Origin of the sequence: Uniformispora flossi (genome assembly GCF_049534875.1) — a bacterium.
Taxonomy (GTDB): Bacteria; Actinomycetota; Actinomycetes; order Streptomycetales; family Streptomycetaceae; genus Yinghuangia; species Yinghuangia aomiensis.
In genome coordinates, this window is record NZ_JBMULZ010000003.1 from 237,356 (window position 1) to 256,616 (window position 19,261).

General features: G+C 72.0%; 19 protein-coding genes. 8 read left to right on the forward strand and 11 right to left on the reverse strand.

The genetic code is table 11. From position 1 onward, the window contains the following. Positions 1 to 12: 12 nt before the first annotated feature. Complete coding sequence (dhaK, locus tag ACPA54_RS08225) at positions 13 to 1,002, reverse strand: dihydroxyacetone kinase subunit DhaK (protein ID WP_423528013.1); 990 nt, start codon at positions 1,000 to 1,002, stop codon at positions 13 to 15. Positions 1,003 to 1,113: 111 nt separating this feature from the next. Between dhaK and dhaM the strand changes: the two genes are divergently transcribed. Both dhaM and ACPA54_RS08235 read left to right on the forward strand, forming a co-directional pair. Further along, the gene (gene dhaM / locus ACPA54_RS08230) at positions 1,114 to 1,506 is read left to right on the forward strand and encodes a dihydroxyacetone kinase phosphoryl donor subunit DhaM (protein ID WP_345678487.1); all 393 of its coding nucleotides are present in this window, start codon (positions 1,114 to 1,116) and stop codon (positions 1,504 to 1,506) included. Beyond that, entirely contained in the window at positions 1,490 to 1,978 is a 489-nt protein-coding gene (locus ACPA54_RS08235) for an HPr family phosphocarrier protein (protein WP_423528014.1), read from the forward strand. Before dhaM ends, ACPA54_RS08235 begins: the two co-directional genes overlap by 17 nt. Before the next feature lie 576 nt (positions 1,979 to 2,554). Here the strand turns inward: ACPA54_RS08235 and ACPA54_RS08240 are convergent. Then, positions 2,555 to 3,070: a MarR family winged helix-turn-helix transcriptional regulator gene (locus tag ACPA54_RS08240; RefSeq protein WP_423528015.1), complete on the reverse strand. Its 516-nt coding sequence runs from the start codon at positions 3,068 to 3,070 to the stop codon at positions 2,555 to 2,557. A 227-nt stretch (positions 3,071 to 3,297) separates the two neighbouring features. Here ACPA54_RS08240 and ACPA54_RS08245 point away from each other — a divergent pair, with 227 nt between their 5' ends. After that, a complete protein-coding gene (locus ACPA54_RS08245; RefSeq protein ID WP_423528016.1) occupies positions 3,298 to 4,059 on the forward strand; it encodes an SDR family NAD(P)-dependent oxidoreductase in 762 nt (253 codons plus the stop codon). A 90-nt stretch (positions 4,060 to 4,149) separates the two neighbouring features. Here ACPA54_RS08245 and ACPA54_RS08250 read toward each other — a convergent pair whose 3' ends face one another. Next, positions 4,150 to 4,584 (reverse strand): ATP-binding protein, encoded by a 435-nt coding sequence (locus tag ACPA54_RS08250; RefSeq protein WP_423528017.1) that lies wholly within the window; start codon positions 4,582 to 4,584, stop codon positions 4,150 to 4,152. A gap of 152 nt (positions 4,585 to 4,736) precedes the next feature. Between ACPA54_RS08250 and ACPA54_RS08255 the strand changes: the two genes are divergently transcribed. The 3 genes from ACPA54_RS08255 (at position 4,737) to ACPA54_RS08265 (ending at position 7,217) form a co-directional block, all read left to right on the forward strand. Beyond that, complete coding sequence (locus ACPA54_RS08255) at positions 4,737 to 5,651, forward strand: helix-turn-helix domain-containing protein (protein WP_423528018.1); 915 nt, start codon at positions 4,737 to 4,739, stop codon at positions 5,649 to 5,651. Between the two features lie 9 nt (positions 5,652 to 5,660). Continuing rightward, complete coding sequence (locus tag ACPA54_RS08260; RefSeq protein ID WP_423528019.1) at positions 5,661 to 5,843, forward strand: DUF397 domain-containing protein; 183 nt, start codon at positions 5,661 to 5,663, stop codon at positions 5,841 to 5,843. A 108-nt stretch (positions 5,844 to 5,951) separates the two neighbouring features. Beyond that, positions 5,952 to 7,217, forward strand: coding sequence for a cytochrome P450 (locus ACPA54_RS08265; protein WP_423528020.1), 1,266 nt, complete (start codon positions 5,952 to 5,954; stop codon positions 7,215 to 7,217). Between the two features lie 58 nt (positions 7,218 to 7,275). On the opposite strand, the gene ACPA54_RS08270 is transcribed toward ACPA54_RS08265, so the two are convergent. Next, a complete protein-coding gene (locus tag ACPA54_RS08270; protein ID WP_423528021.1) occupies positions 7,276 to 7,794 on the reverse strand; it encodes an SRPBCC family protein in 519 nt (172 codons plus the stop codon). Between the two features lie 238 nt (positions 7,795 to 8,032). On the opposite strand from ACPA54_RS08270, the gene pcaD reads away from it, so the two are divergent. Further along, positions 8,033 to 8,824: a 3-oxoadipate enol-lactonase gene (gene pcaD, locus ACPA54_RS08275; RefSeq protein WP_423528022.1), complete on the forward strand. Its 792-nt coding sequence runs from the start codon at positions 8,033 to 8,035 to the stop codon at positions 8,822 to 8,824. On the opposite strand, the gene ACPA54_RS08280 is transcribed toward pcaD, so the two are convergent. The 4 genes from ACPA54_RS08280 to boxC form a co-directional block, all read right to left on the reverse strand. Next, a complete protein-coding gene (locus tag ACPA54_RS08280) occupies positions 8,821 to 9,684 on the reverse strand; it encodes an amidohydrolase family protein (RefSeq protein WP_423528023.1) in 864 nt (287 codons plus the stop codon). The two genes, pcaD and ACPA54_RS08280, sit on opposite strands and share 4 nt — an antisense overlap. Next, on the reverse strand, positions 9,681 to 11,312 hold the full coding sequence (locus ACPA54_RS08285; RefSeq protein ID WP_423528024.1) for a benzoate-CoA ligase family protein: 1,632 nt from the start codon (positions 11,310 to 11,312) through the stop codon (positions 9,681 to 9,683). The genes ACPA54_RS08280 and ACPA54_RS08285 overlap by 4 nt, the downstream gene beginning before the upstream one ends. A 112-nt stretch (positions 11,313 to 11,424) precedes the next feature. Continuing rightward, positions 11,425 to 12,840, reverse strand: coding sequence for a benzoyl-CoA 2,3-epoxidase subunit BoxB (gene boxB / locus ACPA54_RS08290; RefSeq protein WP_423528025.1), 1,416 nt, complete (start codon positions 12,838 to 12,840; stop codon positions 11,425 to 11,427). Between the two features lie 6 nt (positions 12,841 to 12,846). Then, entirely contained in the window at positions 12,847 to 14,517 is a 1,671-nt protein-coding gene (boxC, locus tag ACPA54_RS08295; RefSeq protein WP_423528026.1) for a 2,3-epoxybenzoyl-CoA dihydrolase, read from the reverse strand. A gap of 167 nt (positions 14,518 to 14,684) precedes the next feature. On the opposite strand from boxC, the gene ACPA54_RS08300 reads away from it, so the two are divergent. After that, complete coding sequence (locus ACPA54_RS08300) at positions 14,685 to 15,545, forward strand: PaaX family transcriptional regulator (RefSeq protein WP_423528027.1); 861 nt, start codon at positions 14,685 to 14,687, stop codon at positions 15,543 to 15,545. Positions 15,546 to 15,616: 71 nt separating this feature from the next. Here the strand turns inward: ACPA54_RS08300 and ACPA54_RS08305 are convergent, their stop codons facing one another. The 3 genes from ACPA54_RS08305 to ACPA54_RS08315 form a co-directional block, all read right to left on the reverse strand. Beyond that, complete coding sequence (locus ACPA54_RS08305; protein WP_345678473.1) at positions 15,617 to 16,099, reverse strand: hypothetical protein; 483 nt, start codon at positions 16,097 to 16,099, stop codon at positions 15,617 to 15,619. A gap of 6 nt (positions 16,100 to 16,105) precedes the next feature. Further along, positions 16,106 to 16,663 carry a hypothetical protein gene (locus tag ACPA54_RS08310; protein ID WP_423528028.1) on the reverse strand — a complete coding sequence of 186 codons (558 nt, stop codon included), beginning with the start codon at positions 16,661 to 16,663 and terminating at the stop codon, positions 16,106 to 16,108. A gap of 177 nt (positions 16,664 to 16,840) precedes the next feature. Beyond that, positions 16,841 to 19,078 carry an FGLLP motif-containing membrane protein gene (locus ACPA54_RS08315; RefSeq protein WP_423528029.1) on the reverse strand — a complete coding sequence of 746 codons (2,238 nt, stop codon included), beginning with the start codon at positions 19,076 to 19,078 and terminating at the stop codon, positions 16,841 to 16,843. Positions 19,079 to 19,261 lie beyond the last annotated feature (183 nt).

The window sequence follows — 19,261 nt, forward strand, 5'->3', positions numbered from 1 at the left end:
GGCGGTTCTCGTTCAGCCCCAGCGCAATGCCGGGGTGCGCACGGGAGCGTCCCACAGCCGCAGGAGCGCCGGGTCGGCGCGGCACAGCGTGAGCGACACGCCGGCCGTGTCGAGGCTGGTCACGTAGGTCCCGACCAGGTTGCGTGCGATGGCGATACCGCGGTGGGCGAGTTCCTCGGCGACGTGGCCGTAAACCACGTACAACTCCATCAGCGGGGTCGCGCCCAGGCCGTTGACCAGGGCGATCACCGGTTCGTTGCGGCGCGGCAGGTCGGCGAGCACGGCGTCGGCGATCGCCGCGGCGAGGTCGCGGGCGGGTCGCAGCGGCGCCCGGCTCCGGCCGGGTTCGCCGTGGATGCCGACGCCGGATTCGACCAGGTCGTCGGGGAGTTCGAAGCTCGGGCGGCCGGTCGTCGGGACGGTGCCCGCAGTGAGGGCGACCGCGTACGAGCGCGACGACTCGGCGGCCTGCCGGGCCACGGCGACCACCGCCGCCAGGTCCGCGCCCTCTTCGGCGCGGGCTCCCGCGGTCTTCTCGACGATGAGCGCCGCACCGGTGCCGCGGCGGCCCGCGGTGCCGGCGTCCTCGACGGCGACGTCGTCGGCCACGGTCACCTTCGCGACCTCGATGCCTTCCTCGCGGGCGAGTTCGGCGGCCATGTCGAAGTTGAGGTTGTCGCCCGTGTAGTTCTTCACGATGTGCACGACGCCCGCGCCCGCCGCCGCCGCGCGGGTCGCCGCGAGGATCCGGTCCGGGGTCGGTGACGAGAAGATCTCGCCCGCGCACGCCGCGTCCAGCATGCCGGGGCCGACGAAGCCGGTGTGCAGCGGTTCGTGCCCGGATCCGCCGCCGGACACCAGGCCGACCTTGCCGGGCCGGGCGCCGGACGCGCGCGCGACGACGCGCAGGGCGCGGTCGACGGCCAGCTCGGGGTGCGCGGCGGCCAGTCCGGCCAAGGCGTCGTCGACGGCGGTCTCCGGCGCGTTCAGGAACTTCTTCACCGGCTTCCTTCGCCCCTCTCTCGTCGGTCCGGATCGTTTTCCGCGGACGGTTGTGTCCCGGCATGCGCGGCGTCATGACGCCGCGCGTGATCTCTCGTAGCATGCCCGATCATGGGCAATCTCGTAGGAATCGTCCTGGTTTCGCACAGTGGCACCCTCGCCGCGGGCGTGCACGAGCTGCTGGCGCAGCTGGGCGGCGACGAGGTCGTGGTGGCGCTCGCCGCGGGCGACCAGGTGGGCGGGCTGGGCACGTCGGTGCACCGGGTGCGGGCCGCGCTGCTCGACGCCGACCAGGGCAGCGGCGTGGTGGTGATCCCGGACCTGGGCAGCGCGGTGCTGACCGTGCAGGCACTGCTCGACGAAGAGCCGATGGGGCACGTGCGGCTGGCGGACGCGCCGTTCGTCGAGGGCGCGGTCGCCGCCGCTGTGGCGGCCGCGTCCGGCGCGAACCTGGAGACGGTCGTGGCGGCCGCCGAAGGGGCCCGCAATGTCCGCAAGTTCTGAGGCGGGGGATGCCGGGGCGGAGGCGCCGGCCGAGGCGGACTCGGACGCACCGGCACACGTCGAAACGGAGGCGGGGGCCGGAGCGGGTGCCGGGACGCGCGTGCCCGAGTCCGCGGGCGGCCGACCGGCGGCGCGCGACGGGGAATCGGCTGAGGCGGCGGTGGACGCGCGGGTGAGGGGGCGGGCCCGGGGCGGCGCGGACGAGTCGGCCGAGGCGGTGGTGGTGCTCGGTGCCGACCTCCACGCGCGCCCTGCTGCCGCCCTCGTGCGGGCCGCCGCGGGATACCGGGCCGAGGTCGTCGTGGCGGCGCCGGACGGCCGTATCGTCCACGCCGCGAGCGTCCTCGAATTGCTCGGGCTCGCTGCGCGGGCGGGCACGACGCTCACCGTGCGCGGCCAGGGTCCGGACGCGTCGGCTGCGGTCGGGGCGGTGGCGGGGCTGCTGGGGGCGGGCGGCGAGAGGGCGGGGTGACCGCGGGCTGGGCGGGTGTGCTGCGGCCGGCCGCGCGGAACTGCCGAGGGGACGGGTGACCGCGGGCAGGGCGGTGTGCGGTGATCGGCCGCCCGGGGCGGTCGGAGAGCATGTGTCGGGCCGAACGAGGTTCGGCTGCGCCAGGCGTGTGATCGACCGGGCGGGGCAGCCGGGGAACAGGCTCGGGGCCGAGCGGGTTCGGCGGTGCCGGGGGGAGAGGGCGGGGTCGCCGGGGGCAGGGCGGCGTGCGGTGATCGGCCGTGTGGGGTCGGGGAGCACCTGTGGGGCCGGACGGGGTTCGGCCGTGCCGGGCGGGTGATCGGCCGGGCGGGGCGGCCGCGGCGCAGGCTCAGGGCTGAGCGGGCGCGGCGGTGCCGGGCGCGCGGTTCGACGGACGCGTGGGCGAGCTCCGGGGAGGCGGTCCAGGGCGGCGGCCCGGACCGCGCCCGGACCGCGCGCGGCGAGGCTGGGCAGACTCGGCTCGCGGGGTTCGCCGAACGGGCGTGCGGGCTTCGGTGGGCACGGGGCGGCCTGGGGACACGCCGGTCTGCCATCCACTTACGTCCGGCAACGCGCCTACTTGCCCTCGGCCTCCGCGTCGTCGCGGTAGCGCACCGCCTGCAAATCGTCGACGAAACGTCCCATCAGCGACCCCAGCGCGGTCAGCTCCTCGGCCGACCAGTGCGACAGCACCTCGAACAAGTGCCGGTCGCGTACGTTGCGTAGCCGCCGCACGATGCCGCGGCCCTTCGGTGTCAGCCCGACCCGGGTGACCCGGCCGTCGTTGGCGTCCGTCGCGCGGGTGACCAGGGACTCGGCCTCCAGTTTGCGCAGCTCGCGGCTGACCAGCGACATGTCCATGTGGGTGCGCCGGGCGAGTTCGCCGATGGTGAGGCCGCCGTCGCTCTGCAGGCGGGACAGCAGCAGCACGGCGGGCTGGGAGATCTGCGCGCGGGCGGCCGTCATCAGCTCGCCGTGCACCTTGCGGCTCTGCTGAAGGCGCAGCAGCCGTTCCACAGCGCTCTGGACCTCGCGCTGCGCGGCCAGCGTGTCGGGGGTGTTCTGCTCGTCCGGCGGCAAGGGAACGCTCACTCCCGCATGCGGATCGGGGACCGTCTCGGGCCGCCTACGCGGCGCGGGAAGGTCGGTGGGGACCGGGACACCGTACGCGGCCGTCCGGTGTGCCGCGAAGTCTACGTGCGAAGACCACGGCGCGCGCACTGCCGAAACGGTCCGGCGCAATTCATTTACTTGATTGACTCCACCATTGACTCCGGCGGGAGGGGGTGGTTGGCTCCGCCCCGGAACAGGAGGTTCGCATGTTCGAGCTGGACGGCAGGACGGCGCTGGTCACCGGCGCGGGACAGGGCGTGGGCACCGGGATCGCCGTTGCGCTCGCCCGGCAGGGCGCGGTGGTCGCGGTCAACGACATCGTGGCGGAACGCGCCGCGGAGACTGTGGCGTCCATCACCGAGGCGGGCGGGACCGCGTACGCGCTGCCCTTCGACGTCACCGACCGCACCGCGGTCGCCTCCGAGGTGCGCGCGTTCGAACGCCGGGTCGCACCGTTCGACATCCTCGTCAACAACGCGGGCAACGGCGGGGCCGAGGGCTTCCGCCCGACGAAGTTCCGCGACACCGAGCCCGCCGACTGGCAGCGGTTTGCCGACGTCAACCTGTTCGGCGTCATGAACACGACACGTGCCGTCCTGGACGGGATGTGCGCCCGCCGCCACGGCCGCATCATCACCATCGCCTCCGGCGCCGGCATCACCGGCGCGAGTTTCGGCATCTCCCTGTACGGCGCGGCCAAGGGCGGCGCGATCGCCTTCACCCGCCACCTGGCCATGGAGAACGCCCGGGACGGCATCACCGCCAATACCCTCGCTCTCGGCCTGATGGACCCGGCCGCGAGCGGCCGCACCGCCTCGGTGACCACCGAGATGGCCAAGGGCATCCCGGTCGGCCGCCTCGGCCGCCCCGAAGACATCGGCGCCGCCTGCGTGTTCCTCGCCTCCCGCGAAGCGGAGTGGATCACCGGCCAGACGTGGCAACTGAACGGCGGCGCACCGACATCGTGAGGCGAGGCGGGGAGCCGGGCTGTGCCTGTCCGTGGACGGCGCCCGGCTGCCCTGCTGCGTTCGTGATTCCTGGAATGGCTTTGTGGAAAGCTACTTTGCGTTGCGTGAGTTGATGAGGTCGGTGGGGCTCGGTTCGTGAGGCCGCGCGACTTCGCACCACACCACCTTGCCGCCGGCCCGCGGCTGGACGCCCCACTGTGCGGAGACCGCCCGGACGACCGCCAGCCCGCGCCCGCCTTCGGCGAATTCCGCAACAGGCACGGCATGTTCGAGGAAGACGTCACCCGAGTCCTCGACGGACACCGCAGCGGCGTCGTCGAAGCGGACAAGGCGAGCGGCCACGATTTCGCCGGAACCCTGGTGCCGGACCGCGTTGGTGAGGATCTCGGAGCGGCAGAGGACCACCGAGTCCCGCACATCTTCAGGGACTTTCTGCTCGACCAGCCACACCCTCGCCCACCCGCGAGCGTGCTTCACACTCGCCGCCGCAGCCGCGAACAAAGCCTCCGTATGCGCTGTGGCCATGCCACACCCCCAAGTTCGGACAACCGCCAACCGTGATCAGCGGTGAGTGCTCGACTCGTTGCTGTCTGTAGCATGGGCGCAAATCAATCCAAGCTGCAAGTCAAACACTTCAACTCGCCTTGCAGGGCGAAGTCGTCGATACGATGCGTGCGATGGCGAGGACCGAGGTGGGGGATGCCGTGGCCAACGAGCACCGTCGGACGATCCGCAAGCGCGTGCTGGGCACGAATCTGCGGTTGATGCGCGAACGGCTCGACTTGCTCTTGGAGGACGCCGCTGCGGTCTTGGAATGCCACCCGGCGAAGATCAGCCGCATCGAGTCGGCGCAAAGCGGCGTCAGGCCGGTCGAGCTGCGGGCCCTTCTGGCGCGCTACGGCGTGACCGACCCTCAGGACCAAGCAGGGTGGCTCGCTTTGGCGCGCGAGGGTCGGCGAGGTCGAGGGGTGCGCAACATCGACCCGTCATGGCCCAGCGAGCAACTCACGCCCGACCTGCTGGACTTGATCGGACTCGAATCCGAGATCGCCACGTGCTCGCTGTTCCAACCCGGCATCGTGCCTGGCCTGCTTCAGACGGAGGCATTTGCGACCGCGGTGATCCAGGGCGGCCGGACAGGCCGTCTGGACCAAGATCGACGAGTCAGGCTCCGCGTGCGCATGGAACGGCAGTTCATCCTCACCCGTAGCGAGCCGCCGCCGGTCGACATGTGGGTCGTCCTGGGCGAAGCGGCGCTGCGACAGCAGTGGGGTGGCCCGCAGGTCCTCGCAGGCCAACTCGCACGGCTTGTGGAGATCGGCCGCATGCCGAACGTGACGCTGCAAGTGCTCCCCTTCAGCACGCCCGGATTCCCCGGCGGCATGCTGCCGTTCTCCATTTACAGCTTTCCCGATGCGCCACAACTGCCGGTCGTGAGCGTGGAGAGCCTCACGTCGCACGCGTACCTGGAAGACGCGCGTGACACGGCGCACTACCGCAGGATCTTCGATGAGATTCGAGGCATTGCCTTGAGCCCCGCGAAGTCCGAAGCTCTTGTTGCTCGTCTTGCCGATCAGCTCTCGACCGTCTAGGAAACCGCCATGTCCGAAACATCCGCCCGCTGGATCAAGTCGACGTACAGCAACCAGAACGGCGACTGTGTCGAGAGCCGCTTCGGCAGCGCCCACGCCGACGTCCGGGACAGCAAGCGTGCTGCCGGCCCCCACCTCACCTTCCCGGCCGCCGCCTGGTCGGCGATGCTGGTCGGCCTGACACGCCAGTGACCTCACAGGCTGGGGTAATGCCACCCCGCCCGTGGACGACACCTGGTTACTCTCCCCGCGTTCGTGGTTTCCTGGCCCCCGACGACTCCGACGCGACGGGGGCAGGGCATGGCGGTCGGCAACAGCACTCCCCGAGGCAAAGCAGCCCCCGACTGGGTGAACGTGTCCGACATGGAGTTCTGGGCCGGCCCCTACGAGGACCGGGCCCGCGCGTTCGAGCGGCTGCGTACCGAATGGCCGCTGCCGTACTACCCGGAGCCGGTGTCGCCGCTGCCGGCGGGCCCCGGCTTCTGGGCGGTGACCCGGCACGCCGACGTGGTCGAGGTCAGCCGCCGGCCGGAGGAATTCTGTTCCGGTCAAGGCGCCACGCACATCCCGGACTTCCCCACCGCGTTCGCCGAGTTCTTCGGCTCGATGATCGAGATGGACGACCCACGGCACCACCGGCTGCGCCGCATCGTGTCGCGGACGTTCACGCCGCGCATGATCAAGAAGTTCGAGCAGGACGTGGAGAAGGCCGCCGCACGGATCGTCGGCGAGGTCGCCGACCGCGGTGAATGCGACTTCGTCACCGACGTCGCCGCCCGCCTGCCGCTCAAGGTCATCTGCGACATGATGGGAATCCCGGAGAAGGACTACGACTTCGTCCTCGACCGGACCAACACCATCATCGGCATCGCGGACCCCGAGTACGTGCCCGAGGACGCCGACCACATCACCGTCCTGCTCACCGCGGGCGGCGAACTCGCGAATCTCCTCACCGAGTTGGGCACCTACCGGATCGGCCATCCGGCCGACGACGTCATCTCCGCGCTGGTCAACGCCAACATCGACGGCGAGCAGCTCACCGCCGAGGAACTCGCGTCGTTCTTCATCCTGCTGGTGGTGGCGGGCAACGAGACAACCCGCAACGCGATCTCGCACGGGCTCCGGCTGCTCACCGACAACCCCGACCAACGTGCCCTGTGGCTGAGCGACTTCGAGCGGCACGCGCCGACCGCGGTCGAGGAGATCGTCCGCCTCGCCTCCCCGGTCGTGTGGATGCGCCGCACCGCGACCCGCGACACCGAGCTGGCCGGGCAGGCGATCAGCGAGGGCGACAAGCTGCTGATGTACTACTGGTCGGCCAACCGCGACGCGGCGGTCTTCCCGGACCCCGACCGGTTCGACATCACCCGGGACCCGAACCCGCACGTCGGGTACGGCGGCCCCGGCCCGCACTTCTGCCTCGGTGCGCATCTCGCTCGGCGCGAGATCACCGTGATGTTCCGCGAGCTGCTGGGGCGGCTCCCGAACATCCGCGTCGCGGGGGAGCCGCAGCGGCTGCGGTCCAGCTTCATCAACGGGGTCAAGCACCTGCCCTGCGCGTTCTAGTCGTCGTCCACAGGGTGTGGATATCCCTGAAACGTGGACAGCTCCGACGCGGGGGGCCTCACGCCGCGATCGGCGCCAGCTTCCGGTCGAGGTTCTTCATCGCGCGCCGGAACGTGTTGCCCATGAACCACGGCGAGAACCGCAGCGTCAACGAGATGACCGCCTTCGGGTCGCACGCGAACGTCCAGGTGACCCGGGAACCGGTGCCACGCTCCTCGATCGTCCACTCCTCGATCAGCGCGTTCGCCATCGGCACCGTCGCCGTGTCGACGCGGTAGGCCCACCGCGACGGTTCCTCCCACGCCATGATCGTCTCGTGGAACACCACCGGCTTGACCAGGCGGATCTCGCGCCGCGCGCCCACACCGTGCGTCGGCGCGCCCTCGGCTGCGTCCGGCGCCTCGGCGAGCCAGTGCGCGCCGGTCAGCCCCGGGAACCAGCCCCGCCAGGTCGCCGGGTCGTCGGTGAGCGCCGCGAACACCTGCTTCGGCGACGCTTGCAGGTCCGCCGACCAGGCCCGCCGGCGCGGCGCGGTCTGCACGAACTCGATCGGCTCGGCGCGGAGCGTGTACTTCATGGCAGCCTCCGGGGTGGGCGGGACGGTGCGCCCAGGCTATTGACGACCCGTCAGACCCACAACGACCCGACCGGTACCGACCCGGTCCGCGACGACCGGATCCCCACCGACCAACCCCGTTTCGGCCAACCCCGTGTCGGTCAACCCCGGCCCGCCCGAGTCCACTCCGCCCGAGTCCAGTCCGCCCGAGTCCAGTCCGACCGACTCCCCACCAACCGGCCCCCGCGGAGGGTGACGCATGACCGCCGTACTCGACCACCGCTTCGACGGCCCCGCCTCCGGAGCCGCCGACGCCCCCGTCCTCGTCCTCGGCTCGCCGCTCGGCGCCGACGGCCGCGTCTGGGACCGGCTCGTCCCGGCACTCGCCGCCACGCACCGCGTCGTCCGCTTCGCCGCCCGCGGCCACGGGCAGTCGCAGCTGCCGCCGGAGTCGCCGACGATGGCCGACCTGGCCGCCGACGTCCTCGCGATGCTGGACGCCGACGGCATCGACCGGTTCGCCTACGCGGGCATCTCGCTCGGCGGCGCCCTCGGCCTCACGCTCGCCCTGGAGGCACCCGAGCGCGTCGAACGGCTCGTCGTGTGCAGCAGCGCGGCCTGCTTCGGCGACCCGCAGCCCTGGCACGAGCGCGCCGCCCTCGTGCGCGCCGACGGCATGGACGCGGTGGCCGAGACGGTGGTCGGCCGCTGGTACACGCCGGAGTACGCGGAGCGAGAGCCGGACGTCGTCGCCGCCACCCTGGCGATGCTGCGCGCGACTCCGCCCGCCGGCTACGCGGCCTGCTGCGAGGCCATTGCGGCGTACGACGTGCGGCAGCGCCTGGCCGGGATCGCGGTGCCCACCCTGGTGCTGGCCGCCGACCGCGACCCGTCGACCCCGCTGCCCCTGGCCGAGGAGATCGCCGCCGGGGTGCCGGGCGCGACGCTCACCGTGATCGAGGACGCGGCGCACCTGGTCATCGTCGAACAGGCCGAGCGGGTGGGCGACGAGATGCAGCAGTTCCTGAAGACCGTCCAGGACACGCCTTAGCCCAGCCCGTACACGCGCACCGCATTGCCGCCCAACACGCCCGCCACCGTCTCGTCGTCCACCCCGGCCGCTCGTGCCGTCTCCGCGAACGCCAGTGCGTTCGCGGCCGTCCCGGGCATGCCCGGCCAGTCGGTGGCGAACACGAACGTGCGGGCCAGCCGCCGGAAGTCGAAGCGCCGGTAGTACTCCGGCAGCTTCTTCGGCGGCAGGCCCGACAGTTCGATCCACACACCGGGGTGCAGCATCGCCATCGACGCGGCGGCGTCGTACCACCACCCGCGGCCGCCGTGCGCGAGCACCACCGTCAGCCCCGGGAAGTCCCGGAGCACCGGGTCGAGCAGCGTCGGATCCGCGAACGCGTTGGTGGAGCCGGGGAACGTGCTGGTCCCGCAGTGCACCACCACCGGCAGCCCGCGCTCCCGGCACACCGCGTAGGCCGGGTACAGCATCGGATCGGCGCACGAGAACCCCGCGTGCACCGGGTGCAGCTTGAGCCCGACCGCGCCGAGTTCCGCCTGCCGCTCGACCTCGACGTCGATCGGGTAGTGCAGGTGCGGGTTCACGTTCGCCAGGAACCGGAACCGCGCCGGGTTGTGCTTCACGATCGGCAGCAGGTCCTCGACCGGCTGGATCCCGGTGGCCTTGGGGCTGTATTCGCACAGGAGCACCGCATGGTCGACGCCCTGTGCCGCGAAGTGGGCGTCCAGCAGTTCCGGGACGACCGTGCCGTCGGCGTCGTACACCGCCGGCCAGTCGTGCCCGTGCCCGAACTCGTGGGCCCAGCGCAGCCAGGCGGGTGCCAGCGTGGGCAGCCGTGGCGCGTGCACGTGGGCGTCGACCAGCAGATGTCCGTCGATCATGCGCTCTGCTCCTCGGGAACGGTCCCGGCGGCCGCTGCCGCTGCCGCTTCTTCCTTGCCCTTGTCCTCCTCCCGCAACCGCTCGGCGACCACACTCCGCAGCACGTATCTGCGCAGTTTCCCGGTGGCCGTCATCGGCAGCGCGTCGAACACGAACACGTGCCGGGGCCGCTTGAACGCCGCCAGGCCTTCCCGGCAGTGCGCCACCAGCGCCTCGGCGTCCACCACGTGCCCGGGGGCCGCCACCACGCACGCCACCGGCTTGTCGAGCCCGTCCGCGTCCGGTGCCGCGACGACCGCCGCCTGGGCGACCGCCGGGTGGCTCAGCAGCCGCGCCTCGACCTCGGACGGCGACACCCAGATGCCGCCCGCCTTGATCATGTCGTTGTCGCGGCCGAGGCAGGCGTAGTAGCCGTCGGCGTCCCGCACGTAGATGTCCCCGGTGGCCAGCCAGTCGCCCTGGAAGACCGCGCGCGACGTGTCGGTGCGCGCCCAGTAGCCGGTCGCGAGCGAGGGGCCGCGCAGGAACAGGTTGCCCGGTTCGCCGTCCGCGGCCTCCCGGCCGTCGGCGGTGCGCAGCTGCAGCTCGTAGCCCGGCACCGGGGTCCCGGTGGTGCCCGGACGCACGGCCCCGGGCCGGTTGGACAGGAAGATGTGCAGCGCCTCGGTCGACCCGATGCCGTCGACGATCTCGATGCCGAACCGGTCCCGGAACCGGGTGAACAGCTCCGCGGGCAGCGCCTCGCCCGCCGAGACCGCGAACCGCACCGGGGCGAACGCGTCGTCGTCGATGTCCGGGCTGTGCAGCAGCGCCGCGAAGAACGTCGGCCCGGCGAAGAACAGCGTCGGCCGGTCTTCGGCCAGCCGCGCCGCCACCGAGGCCGGGGTCGGCCGCGCCGGGTCCAGCACGGCCGTGGCACCGGCGGCGAGGGGGAAGAACGCCGCGTTGCCGAGGCCGTAGGCGAAGAACAGCTTGGCGACCGAGAAACACCGGTCGTCGGCGGTCGCGCCCAGCACCTGCGTGCCGTAGGTCTCCACCACCTGCCGGATGTTCGCGTGCCGGTGCATCGCGGCTTTGGGGGTGCCGGTGGTGCCGGACGTGTAGAGCCACAGCGCGGGGGAGTCGTCGTGGGTGGCGTCCGGTCGGGTGTCTTCGCCGGCGCCGAGGCCCAGCAGTTCCTCGTACGTCACGCGCGTGCCGCGGCCGGGCCGCACGTCCGCGTCGTCGATCGCGACGACGCCGGCCAGGTCGGGGGCTTCGCGGGCGGCCGCCTGCGCGGTCTCCGCGAAGTCCGCCGAGACGACCATGAAGCGGGCCCGCGAGTCGCGCAGCAGTTCGCCGAGTTCGCCGCTCCGGTACATCGTCGACACCGGGACGGGCACCGCACCCGCGCGCATGGCGGCGAGGAGCATCACCAGCATCTCGGGCCCGTCGGCGGAGAAGACCATGACGCGTTCCTCGGGCCGCAGCCCGATCGCCCGCAGCCCGGCAGCGGCGCGCCACACCCGGGACCCGAGTTCGGCGTAGGTGAGCGTGCCCCGCGGGCCGGCTACGGCTGTGCGGCCGCCGTGTCCCCGGCTGATCTGACGGTCCACCAGGTAGCTGGCGGCGTTGAACGGCTGTGGCATCGCGGCCCCTTCGGATCGCGTACGGGAAGGCCGAGGCGGACGCCGTGGTTCCTCAGCGCACGCGGCCGGGGGAGTGGGGTCGTGTCCGGTGTCGGGGTCTCCCGGACACGGCCTAAGCGAGGTGCACGTACTCGTACGCGAACGGGTGGCCGTTGATGCCCTGCCGCGGCGGCGCCACCCACGATGCGATTTGCCCGGGCTCGTACACGGGCCGCATCAGTGAGGCGACGAACGCCATGTCCGCGTCGCTCGGCAGCCAGGCAGCGCGTCGGGCCTCCCACGCGGCGGCGGACAGCAGGGTGCCGTCGGGGGCGACGTGGTGGGCCGCGAAGGCTCCGACGGAGCGGTTGAAGCCGTGGTGCGGCAGCGTCAGGACGGCGTCCACGCCGTGGTCGGCGAGGATACGGTTCCAGCGGGTGACGCCGCCCCGGCAGTCGGCGGTGTACTCGGTGCGCAGGTCGTGGTTGAGCGCGACCAGGGCGGCGGACTCGACGGCGGCGATGCGCCCGTCGACGACCGCGTCGACGGCGACGTGGTCCTCGGTCAGGACGTGGTCGTCCTTGCGGCGCTGTTCCTGCCAGCGTCCCTTGAGGCCGTTGGTGAAGTAGTTGGCCACGTTGGTCGACGTCTCCGAGCCGAAGAGGTCGAGCGAGACGCTGTAGTGGAAGTTGAGGTAGCGCTGCACGACGCCGAGCGGGATGCCGCCGTACGGCGCGATGTCGTCGGTGTCGTGCTCGCGCATCAGCTCGGCGGTGCGGGCGACCACCCGGTCGATGCCGGTGGTGCCGACCATCATGTGGTGCGCTTCTTCTTTGAGCATGAAGTCGCAGGTGCGGGCCAGCGGGTCGAACGCGCTCTCCTTGAGCGTGCCGAGCTGGTACTTGCCGTCCCGGTCGGTGAAGTACGTGAACATGAAGAACGCGAGCCAGTCGGGCGTCGGCTCGTTGAACGCGCCCAGGATGCGCGGCGCGTCCTCGCTGCCGGAGTTGCGCAGCAGCAGGCTCTCGGCCTCCTCGCGCCCGTCCCGGCCGAAGTAGGCGTGCAGCAGGTACACCATCGCCCAGAGGTGGCGGCCCTCCTCTACGTTGACCTGGAAGAGGTTGCGCAGGTCGTACAGGCTGGGCGCGGTCGCGCCGAGGTGCCGCTGCTGTTCGACGGATGCGGGCTCGGTGTCGCCCTGGACGACGATGAGCCGCTGCAGTTCGGCACGGTGCTCGCCGGGTACCTGCTGCCAGGCGGGCTCCCCTTTGTGGCGGCCGAATCCGATCGTCCGGTCGCCGGCCCGCTCGGACAGGAAGATGCCCCAGCGGTACTCCGGCAGTGCGACGTGGCCGAAGTCCGCCCAGCCGTCCCGCCGCACCGACACGGCCGTGCGCAGGTACACGTCCCGGGTCGGCAGTGCGGGGCCCATTTCGCCCCACCAGGACAGGAACTTCGGCTGCCACGACTCCAGGGCGCGCTGCAGGCGCCGGTCGTCGGAAAGGCCGACGTTGTTGGGAATCCGTTCGCGGTAGTCGATGAGGCCCACGGCGCATCACACCCGTTCGGGGTCGAAATCGGCGCGCTGTCCGGTGCCGTAGCGGCGCAGGGCGCCTTCCGGACCGACGGCGTTGGGGCGGTTGAAGATCCAGTTCTGCCAGGCGGTGAGGCGGCCGAAGATCTTCGTTTCGATCGTTTCGGGGCCGACGAAGCGGTGGTTCGCCTCCAGGCCGGTGAGGGCGTCGGGGCTGAGCGCGGCGCGTTCCTCGACGGCGATGCGGACCTCGTCGGCGTAGTCGATGTCGTCGGGCGCGAACGTGACGAGGCCGAGGGCGAGGGCGTCCGCGGCGGTGATCGGCTTGCCGGCGTAGTCCGCCAGGTCGGCGGTGCGCCCCGGCTCGCCGTGGAAGCGCGATTCCAGGCGGGTCAGTCCGTTGCCCATCGGGTACGCACCGAAGTTCGCCTCCGTCAACCTGAGTTCGGCGGGCTCGGCGTCGGGCTCGTCCTCGAAGACGCCGTCGAGCATGTACTGCCGGTCGGCGGCGAGGGCGAGTTCGAGGAGCGGTCCGGTGAAGCAGCTGCCGGGCTCGATCAGGGCGACGAGCGTCCGGCTGGTGACGTCGAGGCGCTTGAGGGTGCGCTTGAGGAAGTGGCGGATCTCGTTGACGAGCCAGTGGTCGGCATTCCGGGCCAGGAAGGCGTCGTACTCGGCCACGGCGTCGCCGTCGCCCGCGGTCCTAAGGACCCATGTGCCCACGGCGTTCTCGTTGGTCCGCAAGTGCAGGATGGCGTCGTCGAGTTCGCGCGTCATCGCGAGCGGCCAGAACGCATCGCCTTCGCGCTGTGCCGCCGCGGCATCCGGCGGCACGGGGGCGGTCGGCGCGGCGACGGTGAGGGTGGCCGTACGCGCGGCGCGGTCGATGTCCACGGCGACGTGGGTGTAGGCGAAGCCGTCGGCGCTCTCGGTGCGCCGCAACGGCGTCAGTCGGACCCCCTCGGTGTGGCCCGACGCCGCGCGCGGCGACGCCGCGGCGGCTTCGGCGGCGCGGGCGGCGATCGCCTCCGCGAACCGGCTGCGCGGCACGGTCCGGTCGACGAGCTTCCAGGCAACCGCGGTCTTGCCGCGCACGCCGTCGGCCTTGGTGGCGAACACGTCGGCGAGGTCCTTGCGCACGCCGCGCTTGTCGACGACCCGGGTCAGGCCGCCGGTGCCCGGCAGCACGCCCAGCAGCGGCACCTCGGGCAGCGACACCGCCGAGGATCCGTCGTCGACGAGGACGATCTCGTCGCAGGCCAGCGCGAGTTCGTAACCGCCGCCGGCCGCGGTGCCGTTCACCGCGGCGATGAACGCGAGGCCCGAGTGCGCGGACGAGTCCTCGATGCCATTGCGGGTCTCGTTGGTGAACTTGCAGAAGTTCACTTTCCAGGAGTGCGCGCTCTGCGCGAGCATCCGGATGTTGGCGCCCGCGCAGAACACCTTGTCCTTGGCGCTGCCCACCACGACGGCCCCGACCTGCGGGTGCTCGAACCGGATCCGCTGCAGCGCGTCGTGCAGCTCGATGTCGACGCCGAGGTCGTACGAGTTGAGCTTCATCTCGTAGCCCGGTACCAGACCGCCGAGTTCGTCCACGTCCAGGGTCAGGTACGCCGTGCCGCCGGCCACCTCCAGACGCCAATGCCGGTATGCCTCCGGATGCGTGTCGAAGCGGACCGGTGACGGTGCCATGTCTGCGCCTCTCAGCCGACGGAACCTCGGGGGCGTGCGTGCGTGCTGTGGTGCTGCGTTTCCGATGTTCTACTGAAAATCGTCGTGACGTCAATCATCTGTATGAAGTCGATCGCGGCTGCGATACTCGGCGGCGGTCCGAAAGCGGCCGACGGGAGGCGGAGGTCATGACGCACGCGGTGGGACCGGCACAGCCGGCGATCTCACGCCGCCGGGAAGTGGGTGCGGCGAGCGCACGTTCCCTGCTGATGACGCTGCTCGGCGAATACGTCCTCCCGCACGGCGGCGCCGTCTGGACGTCCACCGTCCTCAAAGCCCTCGACGGCCTAGGCATCGAAGAGAAGTCCGCGCGCCAAGCCCTCGCCCGCACCGCCGCCGACGGCTGGATCGCCTCCGAGCGCAGCGGACGGCGGGTGCGCTGGGTCCTGACCGCGCCCGGCCGCCACCTGCTGACCGAAGGCGCCGAACGCATCTACTCCTTCGGCGTGCCTGGGCCCGCGTGGGACGGCCGCTGGCTCGTCCTGATGGCGACCGTGCCCGAGACGCAGCGCAAGCTGCGGCACCAACTGCGCACCCGGCTCACCTGGGCCGGCTTCGGCAGCCCCGCACCCGGGATGTGGATCAGCCCGCATGCCGAACGCGGGCCCGAAGCCGAAGACATCATCCGCGAACTGGGGCTCGACGCCACGGCGTTCTCGTTCCGCGGTGCCTACGGCGGGATCGGCTCGCAGCGTGCGATGGTCGATCAGGCCTGGGACTTGGCCGAGATCGCCGCCCAGTACGAGGGCTTCCTCGACCGGTTCGCGGGAATGCGCCCGGCGTCCGGGCCCGAGGTCGTGCTGGCGCAGGTCCGGCTGGTGCACGAATGGCGCCGCTTCCCGTTCCTCGACCCGCTGCTGCCGCCGGAACTCCTGCCGGCCGAGTGGATCGGCGAGCGCGCCGCGGCGGTCTTCGCCGAGCTCCACGGGGCGTGGCAGGCGCAAGCACAGGCGTCGTGGGGCGCGTTGGCCGACGAGGCCGAGGCGTAGAGAGTTTGTCCGAAAGACGCGCCCGGGGGCGGGTCCGAAGACCCGCCCCCGGGATCACGTGCGCGCGTCGGCTACATGGTCACGAGCCCCTCCAGCGCCATCCGGTAGCGCAGCAGGATCTGGCGCAGCCGTTCGGTGTCGCCGCCCGCGGCGGTGCGTTCCGCGGACAGCTCCTCGCGGCGTTTCGCCATCGCCTCGGCGACCCGGTCTATGGCCTCCTGGAGCAGGACGTCCGCCCCGGCGACCGCGTCGGCCGGGCTGTCCACGAAGCCCGCGAGGTTCTCCCGAAGCCGCCTGCGGTACTGGTCGGCGGCCGATTTGGCGAGCAGCGGGGGCTGCGGCGCGTCCGCGCCCGCGGTCCCACTGCCGACGGATGATGCGGCGGAGGACGACGAGGAGCGTCCGGCCGACGGCTTGGCGGGCAGGGGGATCACCGGCGGCGGCTTCAGCGCAGACCCGGTCTTCTCGCTCACCCGGGCCTGGCGGGCGGCCGCGTCGCGGTCGTCGCGTTCGATGACGGGCTTGGCTTCGGCGGATTTGTCGGTCGCAGTCATGGTCGGTCAGCTCCCACGGGACGGAGAAGTGGCATCGGGCGCGCGGCCGAGCAGGTCGTCGAACAGGGTCCGGTGGTGCAGTAGCGCTTGGCGCAGATCCTCGGTGGACGCCTTGCCCGCCGCACCCAGCCGCTCGATCTCGTGGGCTTGGCGGTAGCGGTCCAGATGGCGGCTGTAGACGACGGACAGGATGTCCATGCGGACGGTGCGTTCTTCGGTCGGATACCCGCGATCGTGCATGACGCGCGTGATGAGTGCGTCGGCTTCCCGGACCGCATCGGTCGGGGACTCCACGAAACGTTCCTGGAGAGCCGCCCAGGCCGCCTCGTACTTGGTCTTCGTCTCGGCGGGCAGATCGCGGATGTCGAGGTCCCGGAACCGGCGTTCGCGGGCAGCGAGTTCGCGTTCGGCCTCCCGCCGCGACGCGTACTCGCCCAGCGCACGTTCGTATTCGGGCCCGAAGCGGCGGCGCAGGCGGCGCCGTCGGGCCGTGGGCAACCCGGCGGCCGCGGCCGCCGCCGCGACGACTGCCGCCAGCACAATGACGATCAGTTCAATGGACACAGCGAATCCCTCCGAGGACTCCCTTGCCCGGTTTCCCCTTCCCTCATACGGATGCCGTGATGCCGCGCCCGGTTCCCGGGCGCGGCGGCGGCAGTTCCGGGCGCCGCGACGGCAAGTCGCTTTGGCTGGCAGAGGGTTGGCCCGCGCTGCGGAGCGCCGCGCGGGCCGTGGTGCGGGTCAGTCGTCGTCGGTGGCCGGATTCCCCCCGTGCTCGCCGGCCGGCGGGGCAGTCGGCGGGACGCCGGGCGGGGCGCTCGGCGGCGGGGGCGGGGCTGCCGGGGTGGCAGGCGCGGTGGCCGGCATCGGGGGAGCCGTGGGCGGCGGCACGTACGGCTGGTGCGACGGCGGCGGGGGAGTCGGCGAACCGGTCGGCTGCCGCGGGACGGTCGGGTGTCCCCAGCCTGGGGAGACCGGCGCCTGCGTCGGCATCGGCGGCGCGGGCGGCGGAGGGGGCGCCGGGTGTCCCCAGCCGGTCGGCGCGGGCTCCTGGGCCGGCCGCGGCGGCGCCGCAGGCGGGGGGCCGTACGAGCCGGTGGGCGGCTGCTGCGGCACCCCGTACGGCCCGGTGGCGCCGTAGGCCGCCGGACCCCCGGTCATGCCCGTCATCCCCGTCGTCCCCGTCATGCCCGTCATCCCGGGTGCCCCGGCGAACGCCGGTGCCGTGCCGGGCTCGGGCACGAACCGGAAGTACGCCCAGAACAGCACCGCCACGCCGCCGAATCCGGCGAACAGCACCAGGGCGGCAGTCGTCGACGTGTCGTTGTCCGACCCGGCGGTGCCCGAGTTGAGCACCAGCACGTGCACGAACAGCGCGATGGCGAGAGCGTATGTTCCCAGCCACACCCACAGGTTCCACTTGCGCAGCTTGGCGCCGTCGAGGAAGCGCAGCGGCACGAGCCCGAAGATGACCGTCTCCAGGCCCATGATGAAGATCGTGCCGAGCACGGTGTCGGCGATCAGCAGGCCGGTGTTGGCGTTCCGCTCGGTCGCCTTGTCGTGGAGGAACTCCAGTCCTGCCCATGCCGCTCCGGACACCACCAGCACCGCGATCGCGCCGAACAGCACCCCGCGGCCTTCCTGCGATCGGCTCAACTGCCTTTCGCGCAGGGCGACATAGCCGAGCACGAGGCCGAAGACGTAGCCGGGCACGAAGTCCGACAGCCGGGACAGCAGGGTGCAGAAGAACGCCAGGATCAGCGCGGGCGGGATCGTCTTCAACGCGCCGGGCACTTGCGACGCCCGCTTCGCGACCTGCTCGCCGGGCCAGGCGTAGGCGATGATCACGATCGGCGCGGCGATCAGGAAGCCCAGCAGCAGGATCCCGGTCTTGGCGTTGAACCCCGAGTCGGGGTCGACGACGGTCGACAGGATCGCGCTGATCAGCACGAAGATCGGCAGCACCCACCGGGAGTTCCACAGGGCCCGGAAGGGGTTGACGGGCACGGCCTGCACGGGCGTGGTGACGTACCCGCCAGTGCCAGTGCCAGTGCCAGTGCCGGGTCCGCTGTCCGGTCCTCCCGGGCCGGATCCGGCCGCCCCCGGGGCACCGGGTGCGGCGGGCGGGTTCGCGCCGCCGCCGCGCCGCCGCCACCAGCGCGAGATCCGCGGGTGGTTCTCTTCCAGCGTCCTGTTGAACAGTTCGGCGGGGAAGCCGATCAGCAGCACCAGGCCCGCGGCCAGGCCGGCGCTCTTGCCGAGGCTCTTGGCGTCCAGCGGCACGTCGCTGGGCAGCGGCAGGGCGTTGAGGATCGTCGAGACGTTCTCGTCGACGGGATGCAGGGCTTTGTTGAGGCCTTCGCGGATGCCGTCGCCGTCGCTCGCCGGGAAGTACTGGCCGCCGGTCGCCGAAGCGATGCAGCTCAGCTCGGTGTTGGCCTGGTTCGAGGTCTGGAAGCCGACGGTGTTGGCGACGAAGGTGATGCCCAGGTCCTTCTGGACCTGCTTGACCGCTTCGCATGGCGGGTCGTCGTCGCACGAGCTTTCGCCGTCCGACACCAGCATGAGGATCTTGTCGGAGGAGTCCTTCGGGAATTCCTCCGCGGCCGCGCGGATCGCCGCCCCCGTGGGGGTGCTGCCGCCGGGGGTCAGCTGGTCGATCTGCTGCCGCAGCTTGTCGCGGTTGCCGGTGCCGGGCGGCACGAGCTGCTCGCCGCCGTCGCCGCAGGAGCCGCCGAACTGGTGGAGGCCCGCGATGTCGCTGTCGGCCAGCGAGGAGACCGTGGTGCGCAGCGCCGCCTGCGCGTCGGTCATCTTGTTGTCGTCGCTCATCGACCCGGAGGTGTCGATGAGGAGGACGATCGAGCGCTTGCCGGCGGCGTCGGCGGACGGGGCGAAGAACGTCAGCAGGACCAGGCCGGCGATTGCGGCGAGAAGCGCCTTCCGCCACCGGTCCGACCGGCTTCTCGTGACGGGCATCAACAGGAACCTCTCGGCGGCGACCGCGGAACGGGCGGGCGTCTCCCCGGACCCCGGTCGGCCCGACCCCGCCCCGTGCACATGGGCATGCACAGCGAAACCAGTGTGGCGGGGCCGGGTGCCGTGAGGGAGGGGATTTCCCTCGTTCGGGTAACGCAAAGCGCCCGGCAGCCATACAGAAGG